This is a genomic window from Stenotrophobium rhamnosiphilum, from assembly GCF_003052265.1.
Taxonomy (GTDB): Bacteria; Pseudomonadota; Gammaproteobacteria; order Nevskiales; family Nevskiaceae; genus Stenotrophobium; species Stenotrophobium rhamnosiphilum.
Genome location: NZ_QANS01000001.1, coordinates 294,501 through 313,781 on the forward strand (window position 1 = coordinate 294,501; position 19,281 = coordinate 313,781).

At 54.4% G+C, this 19,281-nt stretch carries 12 protein-coding genes; 6 read left to right on the forward strand and 6 right to left on the reverse strand.

All coding sequences use genetic code 11. From position 1 onward, the window contains the following. Positions 1–44: 44 nt before the first annotated feature. From CJD38_RS01405 to CJD38_RS01420, 4 genes are all read right to left on the reverse strand, one after another. Positions 45–1,628 (reverse strand): ShlB/FhaC/HecB family protein, encoded by a 1,584-nt coding sequence (locus CJD38_RS01405; RefSeq protein ID WP_107938509.1) that lies wholly within the window; start codon positions 1,626–1,628, stop codon positions 45–47. Between the two features lie 151 nt (positions 1,629–1,779). Beyond that, the gene (locus CJD38_RS01410; protein WP_107938510.1) at positions 1,780–3,528 is read right to left on the reverse strand and encodes a beta strand repeat-containing protein; all 1,749 of its coding nucleotides are present in this window, start codon (positions 3,526–3,528) and stop codon (positions 1,780–1,782) included. A gap of 439 nt (positions 3,529–3,967) precedes the next feature. Beyond that, a complete protein-coding gene (gene mfd, locus CJD38_RS01415; RefSeq protein WP_240625569.1) occupies positions 3,968–7,372 on the reverse strand; it encodes a transcription-repair coupling factor in 3,405 nt (1,134 codons plus the stop codon). A 190-nt stretch (positions 7,373–7,562) separates the two neighbouring features. Beyond that, complete coding sequence (locus tag CJD38_RS01420) at positions 7,563–9,557, reverse strand: alpha/beta hydrolase family protein (RefSeq protein WP_107938511.1); 1,995 nt, start codon at positions 9,555–9,557, stop codon at positions 7,563–7,565. Between the two features lie 212 nt (positions 9,558–9,769). Between CJD38_RS01420 and CJD38_RS01425 the strand changes: the two genes are divergently transcribed. After that, a complete protein-coding gene (locus CJD38_RS01425; protein WP_107938512.1) occupies positions 9,770–12,118 on the forward strand; it encodes a beta-propeller fold lactonase family protein in 2,349 nt (782 codons plus the stop codon). Positions 12,119–12,175: 57 nt separating this feature from the next. Beyond that, positions 12,176–13,732, forward strand: coding sequence for a peptide MFS transporter (locus CJD38_RS01430; protein WP_107938513.1), 1,557 nt, complete (start codon positions 12,176–12,178; stop codon positions 13,730–13,732). Here CJD38_RS01430 and CJD38_RS01435 read toward each other — a convergent pair. Continuing rightward, positions 13,704–15,221, reverse strand: a complete 1,518-nt coding sequence (locus tag CJD38_RS01435) for a trypsin-like serine peptidase (protein ID WP_107938514.1) — start codon at positions 15,219–15,221, stop codon at positions 13,704–13,706. The genes CJD38_RS01430 and CJD38_RS01435 overlap by 29 nt on opposite strands. Before the next feature lie 161 nt (positions 15,222–15,382). Next, positions 15,383–16,318 carry a CAF17-like 4Fe-4S cluster assembly/insertion protein YgfZ gene (gene ygfZ / locus CJD38_RS01440; protein ID WP_107938515.1) on the reverse strand — a complete coding sequence of 312 codons (936 nt, stop codon included), beginning with the start codon at positions 16,316–16,318 and terminating at the stop codon, positions 15,383–15,385. A gap of 67 nt (positions 16,319–16,385) precedes the next feature. Here ygfZ and CJD38_RS01445 point away from each other — a divergent pair, with 67 nt between their 5' ends. The 4 genes from CJD38_RS01445 to sdhA are packed head-to-tail and all read left to right on the forward strand — an operon-like array spanning position 16,386 to position 19,266. Beyond that, on the forward strand, positions 16,386–16,619 hold the full coding sequence (locus tag CJD38_RS01445) for a DUF1674 domain-containing protein (protein WP_240625570.1): 234 nt from the start codon (positions 16,386–16,388) through the stop codon (positions 16,617–16,619). A 58-nt stretch (positions 16,620–16,677) separates the two neighbouring features. Continuing rightward, on the forward strand, positions 16,678–17,085 hold the full coding sequence (gene sdhC / locus CJD38_RS01450) for a succinate dehydrogenase, cytochrome b556 subunit (RefSeq protein ID WP_240625572.1): 408 nt from the start codon (positions 16,678–16,680) through the stop codon (positions 17,083–17,085). 10 nt (positions 17,086–17,095) lie between these two features. Then, positions 17,096–17,476: a succinate dehydrogenase, hydrophobic membrane anchor protein gene (gene sdhD, locus CJD38_RS01455; protein WP_107938518.1), complete on the forward strand. Its 381-nt coding sequence runs from the start codon at positions 17,096–17,098 to the stop codon at positions 17,474–17,476. Positions 17,477–17,478: 2 nt separating this feature from the next. Continuing rightward, positions 17,479–19,266 (forward strand): succinate dehydrogenase flavoprotein subunit, encoded by a 1,788-nt coding sequence (sdhA, locus tag CJD38_RS01460; RefSeq protein ID WP_107938519.1) that lies wholly within the window; start codon positions 17,479–17,481, stop codon positions 19,264–19,266. The last annotated feature ends 15 nt before the right edge of the window (positions 19,267–19,281 follow it).

The window sequence follows — 19,281 nt, forward strand, 5'->3', positions numbered from 1 at the left end:
AAAAAACCCCGCCGAAGCGGGGTTTTTTATTACTACGATCTGAATTAGATCTTGATGCTGACACGGAAGAACAAACGTGCGTCAGATGCATCTTTGACGGCGTCGGTGATGTTCTTATCGTTAAAGCTCTTGGCATACGACACCGAAGCGTCGATCAGCTGTGTGAACTTAACGCCGAGTTCCAAGCCTGCGTCGGTGAGCGTTTGAGCGCCATCAACCTGCTGAGAAGCCGTGTTTGGGTTCGAGTAAGTTGCAGAGCCGCGTTCAACAAAGATTTTTGGACGCAGTTCCAAGCCGTCGGTGATTGGCAGCATCACTTCGGTGAACACGCGTGCCAAGTAACCCTTGTCGCCAACGATCACGCCAGGCAGCGCGCTGGTGAGGTTGCCCATGCCGCCGAGCACCCACTGCTGCTGTTCTGGAACGGAGTCGCTGCTGTACTGGCCGCTGGCTTCAATGCCGGTAGCAATGCTGTTGTTCCAGAAGAACTTGAGCGATGCAGCAGGACGGAACAACAGGTAACCCTGATCGCCATGGATAGGCGGATTGGTCAGATCAACATTGGTATCGCCGTCGCCGAAGCCTTTACGTGCGGTCACGCCGCCGGTGAAGTTCCAGGTGTGGCCAATGAAAGCAAAGTTGCTGCCATACGACGTTGATGCTTCAGCGCTGGTGTACAGCTCGCGTTGATAGACGGCGCTTGACGTGGTGCCCGTTGCGTCGACCTTGCCTTCCTTGCTGGTGCGATCAACTTTGACCTGAACATTCCAACGGCTGTTGAAGTCGGAGTAGATCGGGTAGAGCCACAGCGCTTCGCCAACCCAGATGCGACCGAGCAAGTCGGTGCTGAACGGCCCAGTGGTGGTCGTGCCAGTTGCGGTGTAGTTATAGTTGATGTTGCGGCCGTTGATGCCGAATACGCCCCAAGGCGTTACGCGGTTCCAACCCACATTCTGTTCGTGATAGTCGCCGGGCTTGCCCTTGGCGTCGAGATTCTGAATGCCCTCTCGTGCGAACACGCGGAACTCATCACCCCAAACCGAAGCAGTTTTGATTTCCAGATCGCCGAAGTAGCGGCTGGCAAAACGGTTGCCCGGGTTGCCGAACTCAACGCGAATCGTCGTTGGGTCGCTGGCTTGATTGTTCTTTTCAAAATCCAGAACCTGACCGCCGTTGCCATCGGGTTCAAAGACAGGGAAAACATTAATGCCTGCACGATCAGCCGCCATGCTGGCGAGCGTGCGTTTGCCTTCCAGATCGCTATCGCGCATCGGGTCAGCCGTTTCGAGACCATTGAGATAAGGCTTCAGCGCTTCGCTGGCACGAATGCCAGAAATTTTGCCCGGCACGACCAATACATACAGGTCTTGACCGGAAAGCGCGTAAGTCACCTGCGAGGCTGGATAGCCTTCGAGGTAAGCCGCTGCGCCAATATTGCGCACGGCATTGGAAAGATTGTCGGCAAGGCTAACTGCATTCTTGACCGTTTCTTCGTTAAGAATATCGCCGGAGCTAACATGCAACTGGTAGTTCTGAAAGGGAACAGTGATTCCGCTACCAGCTTGTGACTGCAGCTGTTCGACGGTGCCCTGTTGCGGGGTGGCGGGTGGTGGTAGTTCTACGCTCATGACAATCCCTGTTGCTTTTCTTTGAGATGGCGGTACGAGTGAGTCACTCGTCCGTCCGCTTATGCCCTCAGTGATTTACAACTCCGACGTGTGGTCTATGCCACGTTCCGGCGCCTCAAAGCAAATGAGGCGCCGGATTTATATCGGCAAATTAATTCTTTGCAGCAGCAACCTTAACTTTTGGCACGCAAGTATCTTTCGACTTCTTGCTTTGGTTTTTCTTCAGGTCGCTGGACAAGCACTGGTTGTCTTCGTTGCTCTGGTTGCCGATACCATGATTGCCAGGGTTGCCAAGGTTGGGCGGGATAGCTGCGCCGCCGCCGACGTTGCCGCCGATGACGCCGCCGTTGCCGGAGCCAGGGCCGTTGAGCACGCCGCCGCCGATGACGCCGCCGTTGCCGGAGTTGGCGCCGTTCAGTACGCCTGCACCGAGCGTTTTGCCATTGCCCGAGCCGTCGCCGTTGAGCACGCCTGCGCCAGCAATTGAACCGTTGCCGGAGTTGGCACCGTTCAATACGCCTGCACCAACGCCGGTTAGGCCGTTGCCGGAGTTCGCGCCGTTGAGCACGCCGCCGCCGATGACGCCGCCGTTGCCGGAATTAGCGCCGTTAAGAATGCCTGCACCCAGAACGCCGCCGTTGCCGGAGTTGTCGCCGGTGCCGCTTGACTGACCATTGAGCACGCCAGCGCCGATGACGCCGCCGTTGCCGGAGTTAGCCGTGTTGAGAATGCCTGCGCCGACGGTGCCGCCGTTGCCGGAGTTGTCGCCGCTGAGCACGCCAGCGCCAACAAACGTGCCGTTGCCGGAGTTAGCGCCGTTCAGTGCGCCAACTGCCAGAGGACCGCTCGCGCTGTTGCTGCCGTTGAGAACGCCAAGGCCCAGTGCAGAAGACTGTGCGGTGTTGTTGCCAGACAGAAGTGCTACGCCGAGCGCGCCGCCGTTGCCTGCGTTATCGCCAGCCAAGATGCCGACGTTAAGCAGTGGGTTGGAGGTCGTGACTTTGCTGCCACCGATCTGGATGCCAGGGAGAATCGTTGTAACTGGGATCGCAGCCTGTGCCTGGCTGGCGAGCGTGTTCAGGCCCACCGTGTTGCCATTGACAGAGATCGAGAGCGGATCACCTGCGTTCAGCAGGCTAATGCCCAGGCCCTGAGAGGCCTTGCCGCTGTTGCTGCCAGACAGTGCAGCCAGTGCGAGGATTTGGCCGTTGCCCGAGTTGGCACCGTTGAGAACGCCGAGGCCAATCGTACCGTTGCCGGCATTGCTGCCGCTGAGTGCAGCGACGCCAGCGCCAGCTGAATTACCGGTGTTGTTGCCGTTGAGAATGCCCAAACCGAGCAGGCCTGCGCCGTTGCCCGAGTTGTTGCCGTTGAGGATGCCCAAGCCAAGCAAGCCACCGTTACCGGCGTTGTTGCCCGAAAGTGCGGCGACGCCAGCGGTGTTGCTGTTGCCGGTGTTGTTGCCGTTTTTGATGCCAAGGGCAGCCAGACCGCCGTTGGCGTTGTTGTTGCCGGAGAGGGCAGCAACGGCGGCCAAACCGCTAGCAGCAGCGTTGGTGGTGTTGTTGCCGTTGGCAGCGCCGACGGCAAGGATGCCGCCGTTGCCATCAAGACCCAGAAGCGGGGTCACGAGGCGGTTGTTGAGCTGCTGACCAATAACATTAGGCGTCTTGCCGCCGCCGAGGCCGAGGCCCAGAACCTGACCAATACCGGAGCCGTCTGCGCCGTTGGTGAGTGCGGTAACACCGAGAACGCCTGAACCCGGCGTTGTTGGGAGGACGCTGAGGGCATTAGCAATGCCCGTCAAAAGAGGGCCAACAATTGGCAGCGTTGCAGCGGTTTGTGCCATCGCAGCACCGCTGACAAGGGATAGGGTTAAAACAGCGGTTTTCTTGAACATCTTCGTCACTCCAGCGGAGGTAGCTGATTCGTTAATTGGCATTTTTAAAGTTACCAACAGTCTTATGATTAACTATTGCCCATCATCAGGCAAATTTGTAGGAACAGTACTACCCATTGGGACCGGTAAAGTTACAGTGATCCATCAGTGAAACCGTTCGCTGACACACTAACTTCATATAAATAGTGTGATAGACCGCACAAATTAATCAAATATGTCAATAACTCTTGCCAAAATTCCGAGTTAGGGGCTGTCAAAAGTGATGCAACTCGGCCCGCATCATTTTCCGGTTCTCGCGTAAGCGTTAGCTGACTGGAGAGCCATCTCCGGCTGACAGTACGTAAAGCATAGGCGTATGCGGACGCATCTTTAGGCCAGCGATCAGAGTAAACGTACCGTCGATCGGCGCAATGCCATCAAATGTGCGCTGCGTCTCACTTTATTCAGGCTTAGGCGCTGCGCCGCCATACAGCGTCGTCAGTAATAGTAGCAATGGAGTGGCGCGATTCTCGGCGCTTTCCAGATTGGCGTAGTAATGCAGACGCTTTTGACCTTCTAACTTATAAGTCTTCGGCTGCGTTTGAATCAGTTTGATCAAACGCATGGAGTCGATCTTCGGCTGCTTGCCGAAATCGATAGTCGCGCTGCGTGAACCCACGCGCAGTTTTGCGATACCCAGTGGCGCGGCCAAGGTGCGCAGCAGTGCCGCGTCAAACAAGCGATCAACTTGCGGTGTTAACAAACCAAAGCGATCGATCATCTCGACCTTGAGCTCCGTCAATTCTTTTTCAGTGCTGGCTTCAGCAATGCGTTTGTAGAGCGTCAGACGCGTATGAACATCTGGCACATAGCTTTCGGGAATCAATGCCGAGACGCCCAGATCCACTTCGCAATCGCTTTGACCAAAAGGCTCGTCGTTGAGTCGGCCTGATTTAATTGCCTTGACGGCTCGAGCCAGCATGTCGGCGTACATCGTGAAGCCGACTTCAGAAATCTGACCGCTCTGTTCTTCTCCGAGCAATTCACCTGCACCGCGAATTTCAAGATCGTGCGTGGCCAGTGCAAAGCCTGAGCCGAGTTCGCCGAGTGTCTCGATTGCATCAAGACGTTTCTGCGCGTCAGCGGTGATCGAACGTTTGCTCGGCACCATCAAGTAAGCGTAAGCGCGGTGATGGCTGCGACCGACGCGACCACGCAACTGGTGCAGCTGAGCGAGACCCAGTGAATCAGCGCGATCAATCAAAATAGTGTTCGCACTTGGTACGTCGATGCCGGATTCGATAATCGTTGTACACACCAGAATGTTGAAGCGCTGGTGATAGAAATCCAGCATCACTTGTTCCAGTTCGCGCTCACGCATCTGGCCATGTGCAAAGCGCACGCTGCCTTCTGGCACCAGCTCTTGAATCTTCTGCGCAAAAACGCCGATGTCGGCGACTTCGTTGTGCAAGATGTAAACCTGTCCGCCGCGACGTAGCTCGCGCAAGCAAGCTTCTTGCACCAGCGTATTGCTCCACTCGGAGACAGTCGTTTTAATCGCGATACGCGATGCGGGCGGTGTAGCAATGATCGACAGATCACGCAGGCCCGACAGCGACATATTCAGCGTGCGCGGAATTGGCGTTGCAGTTAGCGTTAACAAATCTACTTCTGCACGCAGATTTTTCAAGCGCTCTTTATGGCGCACACCAAAGCGATGTTCTTCATCGACCACGATCAAGCCAAGATCTTTGAACTTGATGTCTTCCTGCAGCAGGCGATGCGTGCCGATAACGATATCGAGCTTGCCTTCTTCCAATTCCTTGAGCATCGCCGTTTGTTCTTTGGCGGTGCGCAGACGCGAAAGTGCGCCGATGCGAATGGGAATATTGGAGAAACGATCGCGGAAATTCTTTTCGTGTTGTTGCACCAGCAGCGTCGTTGGCGCGAGCATGCAAACTTGTCGGCCCGCGCGTGCAACAGCGTAACAGGCGCGTAGGGCAACTTCGGTTTTACCAAAGCCGACGTCACCGCAAACCACGCGGTCCATCGATTTTTCAGCCTGCAAATCAGCCAGCACAGATTCAATCGCGGTTTGCTGATCGGGTGTTGGCGTAAACGGAAAGCCTTCGCAGAACGCGTTGTAATCGCCCCAATCAATTTCCAATCCCATGCCAGGGCGTGCCATGCGGCGTGCTTGGATTTGTAGAAGCTCTGCAGCAACGTCATGCGCTTTTTCACGCGCTTTGGCTTGAACCTTGGACCAACGTTCAGAACCAAGACTATGCAACGGTGCCTGTGCATCTTCAGCGCCGGTGTAGCGATGAATCAGTGAGAGCGAACCAACGGGCACATAGAGTTTGTCGCCGCCGGAATATTCCAGAACAAGATATTCGGACTCCGTGCCGCCAGCTTCGAGCAGCTGCAAGCCAAGATAGCGACCGACGCCGTGCTGTGCGTGCACAACCGGTGAACCAATCGATAGCGCCGAGAGATCACGCAGAATGGTTTCGGGATCGCGCACCTTCATGCGCTTGCGCGAGAGTGCTGGTGCGCGTTGGCCGAATACCTGCGCTTCTGAAATAACGCTTAGATTTTCATCTGCAATACGAAAGCCGTCTTGTAGCGGCCCAAGCGTGATGCCGTAACGATTGCGATCCGTTTCGAAATCCGGCCAGCTGTCGTGTAAGCGCGGGAGCAGACCGAGAGGTTTGAGCCAATCGAGAAATGCTTCGCGACGACCCGCAGATTCAGCAACGAACAACACGCGATCTTGCGACTCAGCCAAGTGCACTTTGATATCGACAGCGACGGTCGACAGCGGAACGCAATGCAGTTCTTCGCCTTCGTCATGGCGATATCGCACGTGTGGATAATTTTGCAGTCGTGCGAGTGTTGAAGCCGGGTCACGGAATAAGTCGGCGGGACGCATCAGCGGACGTTCAATGTCGCCGCGATAGCGTTCAAAGCGTTCTTCGATCTGGCGCCAGTCTTCGGTGAGTGCAGCAGAAAGATCGGCGAGTTCCAGTATCAGCGTGTTCTTCGGCAGATAGTCGAACAGACATGCGGTCTCTGCGTGGAACAAGGGCAGATAAGATTCGATGCCGCCCGGCATCAAATTCTTGCTGACCTCCGCATAGATGCGGCTGCGCGCTAAATCGCCAGTGAAATATTCGCGATAGCGACGACGAAAATTGTCGAGGCCTTCTTTATCAGTGGGAAATTCGCGTGCAGGCAGCAAGCGAATCTCGGTGACTTTTTCTGATGAGAGCTGAGTTTCAGGATCGAACGTTCGCAGTGTTTCGATTTCGTCATCGAACAAATCGAGTCGATAGGCCGCAGCCGAGCCCATCGGAAACAAATCGATGATGGCGCCGCGTACTGCGAACTCGCCTTGCGTCTGCACTTCGCTAACGCTGCTGTAACCAGCGGCAACCAAGCGCGCACGGAAACTCTGTGGATCGAGCTTGTCGCCGATCTTGAGCATGAAGCTGCGGCCTGCAAGCCAGTTGCGAGGCGGCAACGGTTGGACTAGCGCATCGGCCGTGAGCAACAAAACGCCGCGCGGCATTTCAGGCAAGCGATACAGCGCCGCAAGACGATCCGACAAAATTTCTTGATGGGGTGAGAACTGGTCGTAGGGCAGTGTCTCGTTGCTGGGGAAATGCAGCAGCGGCAACGTGCCGCCGAGGAAGAAGCGCAAATCTTCTTCCAATCGATAAGCGTGTTGCTCGTCATCAACAATAACCGTGACTAATGCCGAATGCGCCTGAGCTGCGCGCGCAGCAGTCAGCGCGGCCGTACTGCCGCGTGCGCCGCGCCAGGTAATGGGCTGGCCGGGGCTGGAGGGTATTTTTAGATTCACGGTTAAGACTTGTGTTTGTTAAAGCCAGATGTGCTTAGATGCTTATAAAAACATCTAAATACTATAAAAAATAACAACAAAACGCGCCAAACCCGCATTGCGGGTGACGTTTGCTGCCTCAAGAAGCCAATTATGGCACGCGATTCAGGTATCGCAGCAGCAGGAAAGCTCGCTTCGTATTGCGCAGTTCTTAGCTGCCAATCCAGCGCTTCAACCAAGCATTCACCGTCTCATGCCACTGAACACTATTCTGTGGTTTGAGTACCCAGTGGTTCTCATCGGGGAAGGTGAGGAACTCGCTAGGAACGCCGCGACGTTGCAAGGCAGTGAAGGCCCCAATGCCTTGTTCCATCGGCACACGAAAATCTTGTGCGCTATGAATCACGAGCATCGGTGTTTTCCACTTACTGACGTGGTTTATTGGATTGTGCTTTTCAAAGTTCTCGGGCTTCTCGTATTGCACGCCGCCCATTTCCCACTCATCGAACCAAAGCTCTTCAGTGGAGTAAGTCATCATGCGGTTGTCGAATACGCCGTTGTGATTGACCAGACATTTGAAGGTGTCCTGCCAATTGCCTTCGATCCAATTAATCATGAATCCGCCGTAAGACGCGCCGAGTGCAGCGGCTTTGCTGCCGTCGAGAAAATCATATTTCTCCAGCGCGTACTTCCAACCTTTCTGCAAATCTTCGAGTGGCTTGCCGCCCCAGTCACCAGAGATGGAATCGGTGAAGGCTTGGCCGTAACCGGTTGAGCCGTGGAAGTCGATGAAGACGACGGCATAACCCTGACCTGCGTAAGTCTGCGGATTCCAGCGGTAGTGCCAGTCGTTCGCCATGCTGCCTTGCGGGCCACCATGAATAATCAAGGCGACAGGATATTTTTTGCCCTTATGATAATTCCAAGGTTTGACGACGTAACCGTAGACAGTTTCTTTGTTCCAACCTTTGAAGTGAAACTGCTCTGCGTCGCCAAGTTGAATGCTGTTGAGCTGTGCGGCGTTGGTGTGTGTGAGCTGTGTTGCGACGCCGCCCTTGTAGCTGATGCGATAAAGCTGATCAGGTGACTGCAAGGAATTGAGTGCGTAAACAATGTCTTTCTCGCCAAGGCCAAATCCGCTAACCGTGCCATCGCCAGTGAGTTTGTCGACTTTTCCTGTGGCGACATCAATGGCGAATAAGGGCTTCTGACCAAGATCGTCTGCTGTGCAGTAAATCGTTTTGCCATCAGCAGAGAGTGCGTAAGCATCTGCGGAGCGATCCCAGTTCGGCGCGATCTCGCGTGTTGTGCCGGTTTTGAGATTCTTGATCATCAAGGCAAGACGATCCGCTTCAAAGCCTGCGTGCTTCATCGCTTTGTAGATCAGTGACTGACCATCGGGCGTGAAGAGCGGCGAGACATCCGTCGCGAGATTATCGGCAGTGTGATTTACAGGTTTGGCTGAACCGTCTGCGGGCACCGTGAAGATGTCGAGATTAGTGCTCCACGCTTCAGTGGTGCCGGCGACGCGTGCATCGAATGCCAAAGTCTTACTGTCTGGCGACCAAGTGATTTCACTATCGTCACCAAATGGTTTGCTGGGCACATCGCCATCAATGCCGCGACTCAATAGTTTGGGTTCAGCACTGACAACTCCGCTGCTATCAAAGCTGGCAACAAACAACTGCGCGCGCGTGCCATTGCTCCATGTGTCCCAATGGCGCATGAAGAGTTTGTCGTAAACCGTACCGGTGGATTTTTTCGCAGCAACTTCGTCAAGACGTTTTTTGGTGCTGGCTGAATCTTTGGCATCGATAAAAACTTCCATCGACAATGCAATGCGTTTGCCGTTGGGTGACAGTACAAAAGCGTTAACGTCCAAGGGCAGGTCGGTGACTTGCTGTGCTTCACCGCCGCTCATGTCTAGGCGCCAGATCTGCGTAGAGCCAGAACGCGTAGAGCTGAAATAAATTGATTTGCCATCAGCCGACCAGCGTGGCGTATCGCTGTTGCCAGTGCTATTCGTCAACTTGCGCGGCTTGGCTTGTGCGTTGTTCAGTTCCAGCAGCCAGATATTGCGGGTGCCTTTGTTATTCGGCAGATCGGTTTCGCGCACGACGTAGGCAACAACGTGGCCATCAGGTGATACGCGAGGATCAGAGATGCGTTCTAACGTCACCAGATCTTGAACAGTAAAAGCTTTCATTCGGTACTCATGCTGGGGATTGTGGCAAGTGCCATAGCAATCAATATCGTGATGAAGTTTACCTGTATCGCCCTCCTAAAAGATTATGATAACGGTCTTGTCTGCCTGCCATCACGAGTGGAATAGAAAAGGGATAATATTCCGGAAAAGTGAGGCAGCAGTGTATCGATGTCGACTCGACTGACGTTGTTCGTTAACTGGCAATTTGAGGAATGAAAATGCGGGATTGTTCAGGAAGTGCCGGTTGCAAGATCAAGACGATGATACGTGCTGTTGTGATACTTTTTGCGGCGATGTTGACCGCTTGCGGTGGCCAGGCTTTTTCCACCTCAATTTCTGTCAGCCCAAAATTAGTTACGTTCAATGCCAGTTCGCAGTCAGGCCTCCTACGGCAAAATGTGCTTGTGACATACAGGGGCGACGGGGTAGTGGCAGGCTTCGCCCCCGGAGTGTCCCAGCCTTTTTGGCTGGGAGTGAATGCGATTTCAGAGACAGCCAATACTGTTGGATTCACGCTGAGCGTCTATCCCAGGGGCATGTCCCCAGGGACGTACACGGTCAAATTACGCTTCCTGACCGGAGTGCTTCCCAGTGGAGCTTCATCGATTGAAGAAGCTACAAACATTTCTTATGTTGATCTGCCGATAACGTTAGTCGTTGCGGAGCTCAGCGTGAGCAGCTCATCAGTTGAGTTGTCCTTTGTTGATGGTAGCAACGGAACTTCCAGTGGCACATTCAGGCTCAATGTTGATGACGCGGATCGGTGGACCGCCCGGTCTACCCAATCTTGGTTGTCGGTAATGCCGCAAGCAGGTACCGGACCTGCGGATATCAGTTATGCCGTCGATACCACAGGCTTAGCGCCAGGAACGCATCAGGGCATCATTCAGATCACAAATAATTTCGGTGTAACTGTCGAAACCACCGTCACTGTTGCCATTACCGCGCCATTGTTGACAGTGTCACCTGCCACATTGGCATTCACTGTGGGTGGCGACACATCTTCTGCGGCCCTCTCGCAAACCTTGAACATTTCCGACGAATTAGGAGGAGCTAACGCAGCCAAGGCTTTGGATTGGGTGGTGCAGGGCATCAGCGCGCCTTGGCTCAGTATGACCCCGACGTCGGGCAACTCTTCGCCCAGCGATGTAGCGACAGTAACAATCTCGCGTGATTCATTGGCCAGCATGCCCAATGGTGATTACAGCGCAAACATCACCCTAGCTTATGCCTCGGAAGATGGACTGAGCCATACCTTGAACGTGCCCGTTGTTTTACATTTGAACTCTCCGCTGGCCAGGATTGATGTAACTCCTGTCAGTTCAAGTGCCATACAACAGACCGCTGCGGTTCAATTCATCGCAACTGCCATCAATAGCGCCGGCTACACCTATGTAGCTACGCAGCAGGTGACTTGGACCTCATCGAGTACAGTGGTTGCCGGTGTTGATGTTCTAGGTCATGTGGCGCCGTATGCGCCCGGGCAAACAACTATTTCTGCAGCTATGCCCGGGACGACAATTGTCGGTAGCAGTCCGTTTACGGTGAAAAAGCCCGCGGGATATGGCTATGCATTGTGTAGCGGCGCTGCATCAGGAATTCAAGCCATTTCACAATACATCTACGGGGAAGACGGCGTTCTTACCCCGATGGCATTTAGTGCTGAGGTGTCAGCCTATGAAGGCGTCGGACCTCTGGTGTTCCTACCTTCTGGAGATTATGCGTATGCCTCTGGTCAAGGGACGAGCACGATTGTGGAATATGTTGTTAATCAGGGCTTGCTGACAAAAGTTCGGACTGTTCCTGCCGCAGCAACTGGCATTACGGAAATTGCACCCTCAGGCAAATATCTTTATTCGATGAGCGCGGCGAATACGGATCAGTTCGCAGTTCTTTCACAATTTGTGATCGGAAGTGACGGCGCGCTTACTCCGATGCTTCCATCTACAACGAGTCTGGATAGTTATCCGCGGACATTTACTATCGATCCGTCTGGAAAATATATCTATGTGGCAGGTAGCGGCAGTATTACGCGGTACGCCATTGGCGCAGACGGTGTGTTGAGCAGAAAAGAAAAAATTGATACGGGTTTTGATCCCGTTCAGATCCTTGTGGCGCCATCAAACAAGTATGTATATGTGCTGGTTCGAGGCGGATCTTTCGGCGAAATCTGGCAGTACAAGGTTGAGTCTGGTGGTTTGCTCACTGCGATGTCGCCAAATAAAGTTGGAGTAGCCTTTCAAACCAATTTGGTCGAACAAATGGCGCTTGCACCTTCAGAGCGGCATCTATATGTGACCGATGGATATCGTCAAACCGTATCGCACTTGACGGTGGATACGGATGGGCAGGTCAGCCGAGCAGAGACGATTCGCGGCCCTTATCAGCCAACAGCAATAACCTTCGATTCCAGCGGAAAATTCCTGTATGCCGCCGAATTCAACAAGGATTTTATTTATCAGTATGCAGTTGATCTTGACAGCGGTGTTTTGACTTTTCTGAATACTGCTGCGCATACCGGAGATAGGCCGATAAGTTTGGTTGTGAGAAAAGCAAACTGAATTCCTGGCATTTGCTGCGGATTGAATTTGCCTGAACCTTTTCGGTAATTTGCCCTCATGCCAAATGAATTATGGGGTCACCCGAAAGGGCTCTACATCTGCTTCTTCACTGAGATGTGGGAGCGCTTTTCTTTCTACGGGATGAAGGCGCTGTTGCTGTTGTATCTCACTAAGTACCACCTGTTTAGTGACGATCACGGTTACAACTTGCTGGGCGCTTACGGCGGTTTGGTTTACGCCATGCCGGTGATTGGTGGGCTACTCGCAGATCGTTATCTGGGTATGCGCAAGAGTGTGGTGTTTGGTGGCGTGCTCTTGTGTCTTGGACATTTCGGCATGGCCTTTGAAGGACATGCGGCCAGCACAGTGAATGGCGTTGTGCATCAAGACTTGGCGGCGCTGAATGTCTTTTACTTCTCCTTGTCCTTGATCATTCTCGGCGTGGGTTTTCTCAAGCCGAATATTTCAACGATTGTTGGAAAACTTTATAAAGATAACGATCCGCGCCGCGATTCCGGATTTTCGATTTATTACGCTGGTATCAATCTCGGTGCTTTGGGTGCGAGCTTGATTGCAGCGTGGCTAGGTGAAACGTATGGCTGGCGTTTTGGTTTTGGCGCAGCTGGTGTTGGCATGCTCGGTGGGTTGCTCACTTTTACGCTTGGCCAAAAACATTTGATGGGTTATGCCGAAGCAAGCAATCCAGAAGCCTTACGCGAACGTGTGTTTGGCCCACTGTCGCGTGAGCATCTGATTTATCTCGCATCGTTTGCAGGTTTATTTGGCATCTGGGCGCTCATTCAACAGCACTCGCTGATGCTCAACTTTATTAGCTGGTTGCCAGAGATGAGCGCGGTGTTGTGGTCGATGCACGCGATCTCTGTTGTTGTGCTCACAGGCGTGTTCTGGTTCATGTTCACGCGTTGCAATTCCATCGAGCGTCAGCAGATGACGGTGCTGCTGGTGTTGATCGCCTGTTGCCTGATCTTCTTCACGCTCTACGAGCAGACCTATGGTTCATGGGTGCTGTTCTCTGATCGTGTGATGAATCGTCATTTCATCATCGACTGGACCGCAGGTCAGCTCACCTTCTTGGGCGCGTTCTTTATCGTAATCCTCGCGCCGACTTTTGCCTGGCTATGGCCATGGCTTGAGAAGCGCGGACTCAATCCGAGCAAGCCTGCCAAGTCTGCATGGGGTTTGATCTTCGCGGGATTATCTTTCGTCGTGTTGGTGTGGAGCGCACGTCATCCGCAGGAGAATGGCCTCACCAATCTGTGGTGGCTCGTGCTGGCCTATTTTGTATTGGAGGTCGGCGAGATGTTGTTATCGCCGATTGGTTTGTCTGCGGTCACGCAGCTCTCGGTGCCACGCGTTGTCGGCGTGATGATGGGCGGCTGGTGGTTGGGCACTGCGTACTCAGAAGTATTTGCTGCGCTGCTTGGCAAGCTCTCGTCAATCCAGATTCCCGAAGGTACGACGCTCAACGTTGCCGACGCTTTGGTGAAGTACGACGCTCTGTTCGTCTACTCCGCCAAGATCGGCATTGCTTGTGGTTTGGTGATGTTCTTACTGACGCCGTTGCTTAAACGGATGATGCACGGCGTGAAGTGAGGCGACGACGGAACAGACCTAATGCAGCTAAGCCGAGCAGCGTAAATAGAGGCATTGAGCCAGTGCCACGAGGAACGCCGCCGCCAGAGCTGCCGCCACTAGAGCTGCCCCCACTAGAGCCGCCTCCGCTGCTGGCAGCGCCAAGATTTTTGCCGACGAGTGACAAGGTGCCGGTGTTGTCTGGATCCAGATTGGCTTTCAGCTGACCCGAAGCGGAGCTGGTGGCGGTCCATGCAGCATTGGTGCGGCCATAGATATCTGTTGCGCTGCTACTTCCGCCGCATTTAGTTGAACCGCCTGAGAGTTGGCCAACAATCAATTTATTCTGATCATAAAGTGCGGAGCCAGAAGAGCCGCCCTCGGTCACGCCCTGCGTATAGCTGACTCTCCAGACATTCACTGAACGAGTAGACGAACAGCTGCCAGTGATGGGTAAGGTGCCAGTGCACAACGTCTGATTGTTTAAGCTCACCGCAGGTGAACTGTAGACCGCGATTTTAGTGACGTCGCCAGCGGGGTGATGAACGATGCCGCCAGATTGAGGCGCGCTGTTGCCTGCATTCCACCCAGCGAGATAAAGATTCCACGAAGTGGTCGGCTGTACCGCGGTTTTCAACAAGGTGAAATCGGAGCTGACATTGCCTGCAACCCAGATGCTGCCAGACTGCGTTTGGTAGGTGGGTTCTGCACCGTCACCGCCGCAGCGACTGTTCTGATAATTCCAATAAAAAACGACTGAGCTCGCATTGCTGCTGCTAATGCCGCAGTGATTGGCGGTGAGAAAAAACGGTGTGTTGTCTTGACGTACGTTGTTGACCAACTGGCCGCTGCACAAGGCAGTGCCGCTAATCGTAATGCGCGCAAGAGCGCGTGCTTGTGCGAGGTAAGGTTGGCCCGCGGTGCAGGCGACATCAATTTCGCAGGAGCCGGAGTCGCCAAAGCTGCCGGTGCTGGCCTTAGCAAAACCGCGATAACCGTGATTGACCTCTGCGAGTTGCAAGTGAACCTGATCTTTCGATGCAGACGACACGCGTAATTCAACGATCACCGTTTCACCGTTGACGACGGCGGTCCACAGTTGTTTATCGCTCAATTCATTGGCGGAGGTGTATGGCCCGGCAATCACTTCGCCATTAGGATCGTAAAGCCACAGTGTGGCGTCGGCAGGCAAATCAAATTGTGAGAAGTGCAGATTGAGCGATTGCGCGCCCGATGAGTAAACGCGGGTGCGCCAGCTCCAATTGCCATCATCGAGTTTCGCCCAGCTGCCATCGTCTAACGTGAGCGAGAGCGGTGCGCTTACGGCGAATTGCAGTGGTTGATCTTTTGAGATCGCAGCAGCAACGGATTTTTGCATGCTGAGTACAGGCAAGCTGTGGATCGGCAGTGCATCGAGATGCCGCAGATCAGGAATCAGTTTCGTCGCCGCAGATGCGGAGATGCTTGAAGTAAGCAGGACAATGCAGGCGAGAAACTGGCGGAAATTCATGTCAGTCAGAGCAAATGATGGTGCTGGACTATACCCAATTCAAATCTCGGAAATCTTAGTTTTTCGGAGCTTTGTATTGAGAAATTTGCTTTGCCTGCATCGTTTTATTATCAATGTTTAAAATATTTTATTATATAAAATATAAATACATTCTTGCATGCTTAAGAAGTGATTAAAGGCTCCGGCGCGCTTAAATGCGGTCCATCGCCACTGCCAAGACGCAGTTGAGTCGATTCAGCCTGCGTCAGTTGCAAAACGATGTTGAGCAAGCTGCCGCCATCGGCATTGACCGACTGCACCACTTCGCCAGCGGCCTGTGTTTCGCCCTCAACATAAACAGAGGTGCCGGGGACGATATCGGTCGCTGCGCTGCGAACGCGGAACATGCGGCGCTTAAGTTGGCCGAGATAGTGCAAGCGCGCGACGATCTCCTGGCCGGTGTAGCAGCCTTTGTTAAAGCTGATGCCGCCGAGTGTGTCGAGGTTGGCCATCTGAGCGACAAAGTGATCGCTGGTTTCAGCAAAAACGGTAGGCACGCCGGCCTGAATATCGAGTCGGCGCCAGTCCTGCTCGGTGCCCGCTTCCGCATCAAGCGTTAATCGCTGTTGCAGATCGGCGAGGGCGGCGGCAGGGCCGTGCACACTAAAACGTGGCAACTCGCCGAGGCGACGTAAAACAGTCAGCTCGCCATGCTGAGCACTGTCCATCGGCTGATTCGGTGCGGGCAGGGCGACGCTTTGCAGCAGTTCGACGGCGCGCAAGCCAGCGATGCCGAGTGCAGGCGTATCGCTGATCACTTCAAACGTGACTTTGGAGCGCAGTACAAACATGCGCAGGCGTTTCAGCGTGGCTTCAAACACGCTGCGGTCGATTTCCGCGACGATGCTTTGCGCATCACGCAATAAATGCAGCACCGCCAGCATGCGGCCTTTGGGGCTGTTGTATGAGCTGATTTGCGCGCGCTCAGTCGTGAGTAATCGCACGTCATTACTAAGCTGGCCTTGTAGAAACGTCTCAGCCTCTGCGCCCAAAACGCGCACATTCGCTAGATGAGAAAGGCTTGCAACAAAGGTGTCTTTCATAAAGTTCGTTGCCATGATGTGGTGAATTTTGTCACACTATGCGGCGTTATCGAATCACGATCCGTTCAGATCCATCTCCCTCGTGTCCTCACCGACAAAATCAACTGTCCAGACTTACACCCCGCCAGCACCGGCCGAAAAGGCGATGTCGTTGGCTGAGTTGCTCAAGAGCGAGCAGGCAGACGCGACGGCTTCATCCTCCAAAGTAACGACGACAACACCCGGTGTTGTTGCTGAAATAGGCGGCCGCGTTGATGGTCCTGAACCTACCCGTTATGGGGATTGGGAAAAGAACGGTCGCTGCATAGACTTTTAGCCGCAAATTCGCCCACACCGATTTTATTAAGCATCGGCAAGATTCAAAGGAAGCCAGAATGAGCCACCAACCGCCCAAAGGACTACCGTCCCGGCCCATGTCACCGTTTATGCTGGGGCAGTATTACCGCTTTCAGCTGACTTCTCTGCTGTCCTTTGTCCATCGCCTGACCGGCATTGGCCTGAGCATCGGCACCATGTTGCTCGCGGCTTGGCTGATCACCCTCGCTGGTGGTCCAGAAACCTACGGCATGTTCGCCAAGCACCTCACGGCTTGGTACGGCCAAGCACTGTTGTTCTGCTGGAGCTGGGCACTGCTGTATCACCTGTGCAACGGCATCCGTCACCTCGGTTGGGACATCGGCAAGGGCTATGAGCTCAAAACCGCGTATGCGACTGGCTACGCCGTCGTCATCGTCTCTCTTCTTCTCACGGCCGCGGTTTGGGCCGTGGCTTACGCCAAATAAGGAGTTGCCCATGAGCATGCGTTCTCCGCTTGGCCAGGCACGTGGTCTCGGTTCTGCTAAAGACGGTACCCATCATTTCTGGGTGCAGCGCATTTCCGCTGTCGCCTTGATTCCGCTGTCGCTCTGGTTTGTGTTCTCGGTCGCCCAGCTTGCTGGCGGCGATTTCTACATGGTCCGTCACTGGGTGCACGCACCGTCAGTGGCGATCACGCTGGTGCTGTTTATCGTGGCCGCGCTGTATCACTCGATGCTGGGTGTGCAGGTGGTGATTGAAGACTACATCGGCAATGAAGGCAGCAAGATTGTTTCACTGCTGCTCAACAAGTTTCTGCACGCAATCGTGGCCGTGTCCACGATCTTCGCGGTGCTCAAGGTTGCACTGGGATCATAAGAATGGCTTACGAAATTATTCATCACGAGTACGACGCGCTGGTAGTTGGCGCGGGTGGCGCTGGTTTGCGCGCAACCTTGGGTCTGGCTGAAACCGGCCTCAAAACTGCCAACATCACCAAAGTGTTCCCAACGCGTTCGCACACCGTTGCTGCGCAGGGTGGTATCTCCGCCGCGCTTGCCAACATGGGCAAAGACGACTGGCGCTGGCACTTCTTTGACACCGTCAAAGGTTCCGACTGGTTGGGCGACCAAGACGCCATTCAGTACATGACGCGCGAAGCGATTCCCGCGATCATCGAACTCGAACACTACGGCGTGCCGTTCTCGCGCACACCTGAAGGCAAAATTTATCAGCGTCCATTCGGCGGCATGACCACCGAATTCGGCAAGGGTCCTCCTGCTCAGCGTACCTGCGCTGCTGCGGATCGCACCGGCCACGCAATGTTGCATGCGCTGTATCAGCAGAGCTTGAAGTGCAAAGCGCAGTTCTACGTTGAGTTCTTCGCGCTCGACCTGTTGATGGACGAAAACGGTCAATGCTGCGGCGTGCTCGCGATGGACCTGTCCACCGGTCAGCTGCACCGCTTCCGTTCGCACATGACGATTCTCGCCACCGGCGGTTACGGTCGCGCATTCTTCTCGGCAACCTCTGCTCACACCTGCACCGGCGACGGTAACGCGATGGTGTTGCGCGCTGGTTTGCCATTGCAAGATTTGGAGTTCGTGCAGTTCCACCCAACCGGCATTTACGGTTCGGGCTGCTTGATCACCGAAGGCGCGCGTGGTGAAGGTGGTTACCTCACCAACTCGAAAGGCGAACGCTTCATGGAGCGTTATGCGCCTAGCGTTAAAGACCTTGCGCCGCGTGACATGGTGTCGCGCTCAATGGCGACAGAAATTCGCGAAGGCCGTGGCGTTGGCGCAGAAGCCGACCACATCTTCCTGCACTTGGAACACTTGGGCGCAGACGTTCTGCACGCCAAACTCCCAGGCATTTCTGAATCCGCCAAAATTTTTGCTGGCGTTGATGTGACGAAGGAACCGATCCCTGTCGTGCCAACCGTGCACTACAACATGGGTGGTATCCCGACGTTGCACACCGGCGAAGTCGTTACGCTCAAAGATGGCAACCCAGACTCCGTCGTCCCCGGCCTGATGGCCGTCGGCGAAGCGGCTTGTGTGTCGGTGCACGGTGCAAATCGTCTCGGCTCCAACTCGTTGCTCGATCTGGTGGTGTTCGGTCGCTCCGCTGCGATCCGCACCTCGGAGTTGGTCAAAGCCAACACGCCGCACAAGAAAATTTCCAACGCATCGGAAGACAAAGCGCTGTCGCGTCTTGATGGCTTCCGTCACGCCAACGGCACCGAACCAACCGCAAAGGTTCGTCTCGACATGCAGAAGACCATGCAGAAACACTGCGCGGTATTCCGTGATGGCCCGATGATGCAGGAAGGTATTCAGAAGCTGAATGCTGTGATCGATTCCTTCGGCAAGGTCAAGGTTTCGGATCGCTCGATGATCTGGAACTCCGACCTGATGGAAACGCTGGAACTCGACAATCTGTTGGGTCAGGCATTGCTCACCATCACTGGCGCAGAAAACCGCAAAGAATCACGCGGCGCGCACGCACGTGATGACATCCAAGATCGCGATGACGTGAACTGGTTGCATCACACGGTTGCATGGCGCACGGGCGACAAGGAAGTGAAGCTCGACAAGCGTCCGGTGCACATGAATCCGCTCGACTCCGATGTCGACCAGATTCCGCCCATGGCCCGCAAGTACTAATCAGGAAGAACGAAA

What these genes read in the sequence shown, in the direction of transcription:
- CJD38_RS01405 (WP_107938509.1), bottom strand. Translation starts at nt 1,628, where the DNA reads ATGAGCGTAGAACTACCACCACCCGCCACCCCGCAACAGGGCACCGTC.
- CJD38_RS01435 (WP_107938514.1), bottom strand. Translation starts at nt 15,221, where the DNA reads ATGAATTTCCGCCAGTTTCTCGCCTGCATTGTCCTGCTTACTTCAAGC.
- CJD38_RS01425 (WP_107938512.1), top strand. Translation starts at nt 9,770, where the DNA reads ATGAAAATGCGGGATTGTTCAGGAAGTGCCGGTTGCAAGATCAAGACG.
- sdhC (WP_240625572.1), top strand. Translation starts at nt 16,678, where the DNA reads ATGAGCCACCAACCGCCCAAAGGACTACCGTCCCGGCCCATGTCACCG.
- sdhD (WP_107938518.1), top strand. Translation starts at nt 17,096, where the DNA reads ATGAGCATGCGTTCTCCGCTTGGCCAGGCACGTGGTCTCGGTTCTGCT.
- ygfZ (WP_107938515.1), bottom strand. Translation starts at nt 16,318, where the DNA reads ATGGCAACGAACTTTATGAAAGACACCTTTGTTGCAAGCCTTTCTCAT.
- CJD38_RS01430 (WP_107938513.1), top strand. Translation starts at nt 12,176, where the DNA reads ATGCCAAATGAATTATGGGGTCACCCGAAAGGGCTCTACATCTGCTTC.
- CJD38_RS01420 (WP_107938511.1), bottom strand. Translation starts at nt 9,557, where the DNA reads ATGAAAGCTTTTACTGTTCAAGATCTGGTGACGTTAGAACGCATCTCT.
- CJD38_RS01410 (WP_107938510.1), bottom strand. Translation starts at nt 3,528, where the DNA reads ATGTTCAAGAAAACCGCTGTTTTAACCCTATCCCTTGTCAGCGGTGCT.
- sdhA (WP_107938519.1), top strand. Translation starts at nt 17,479, where the DNA reads ATGGCTTACGAAATTATTCATCACGAGTACGACGCGCTGGTAGTTGGC.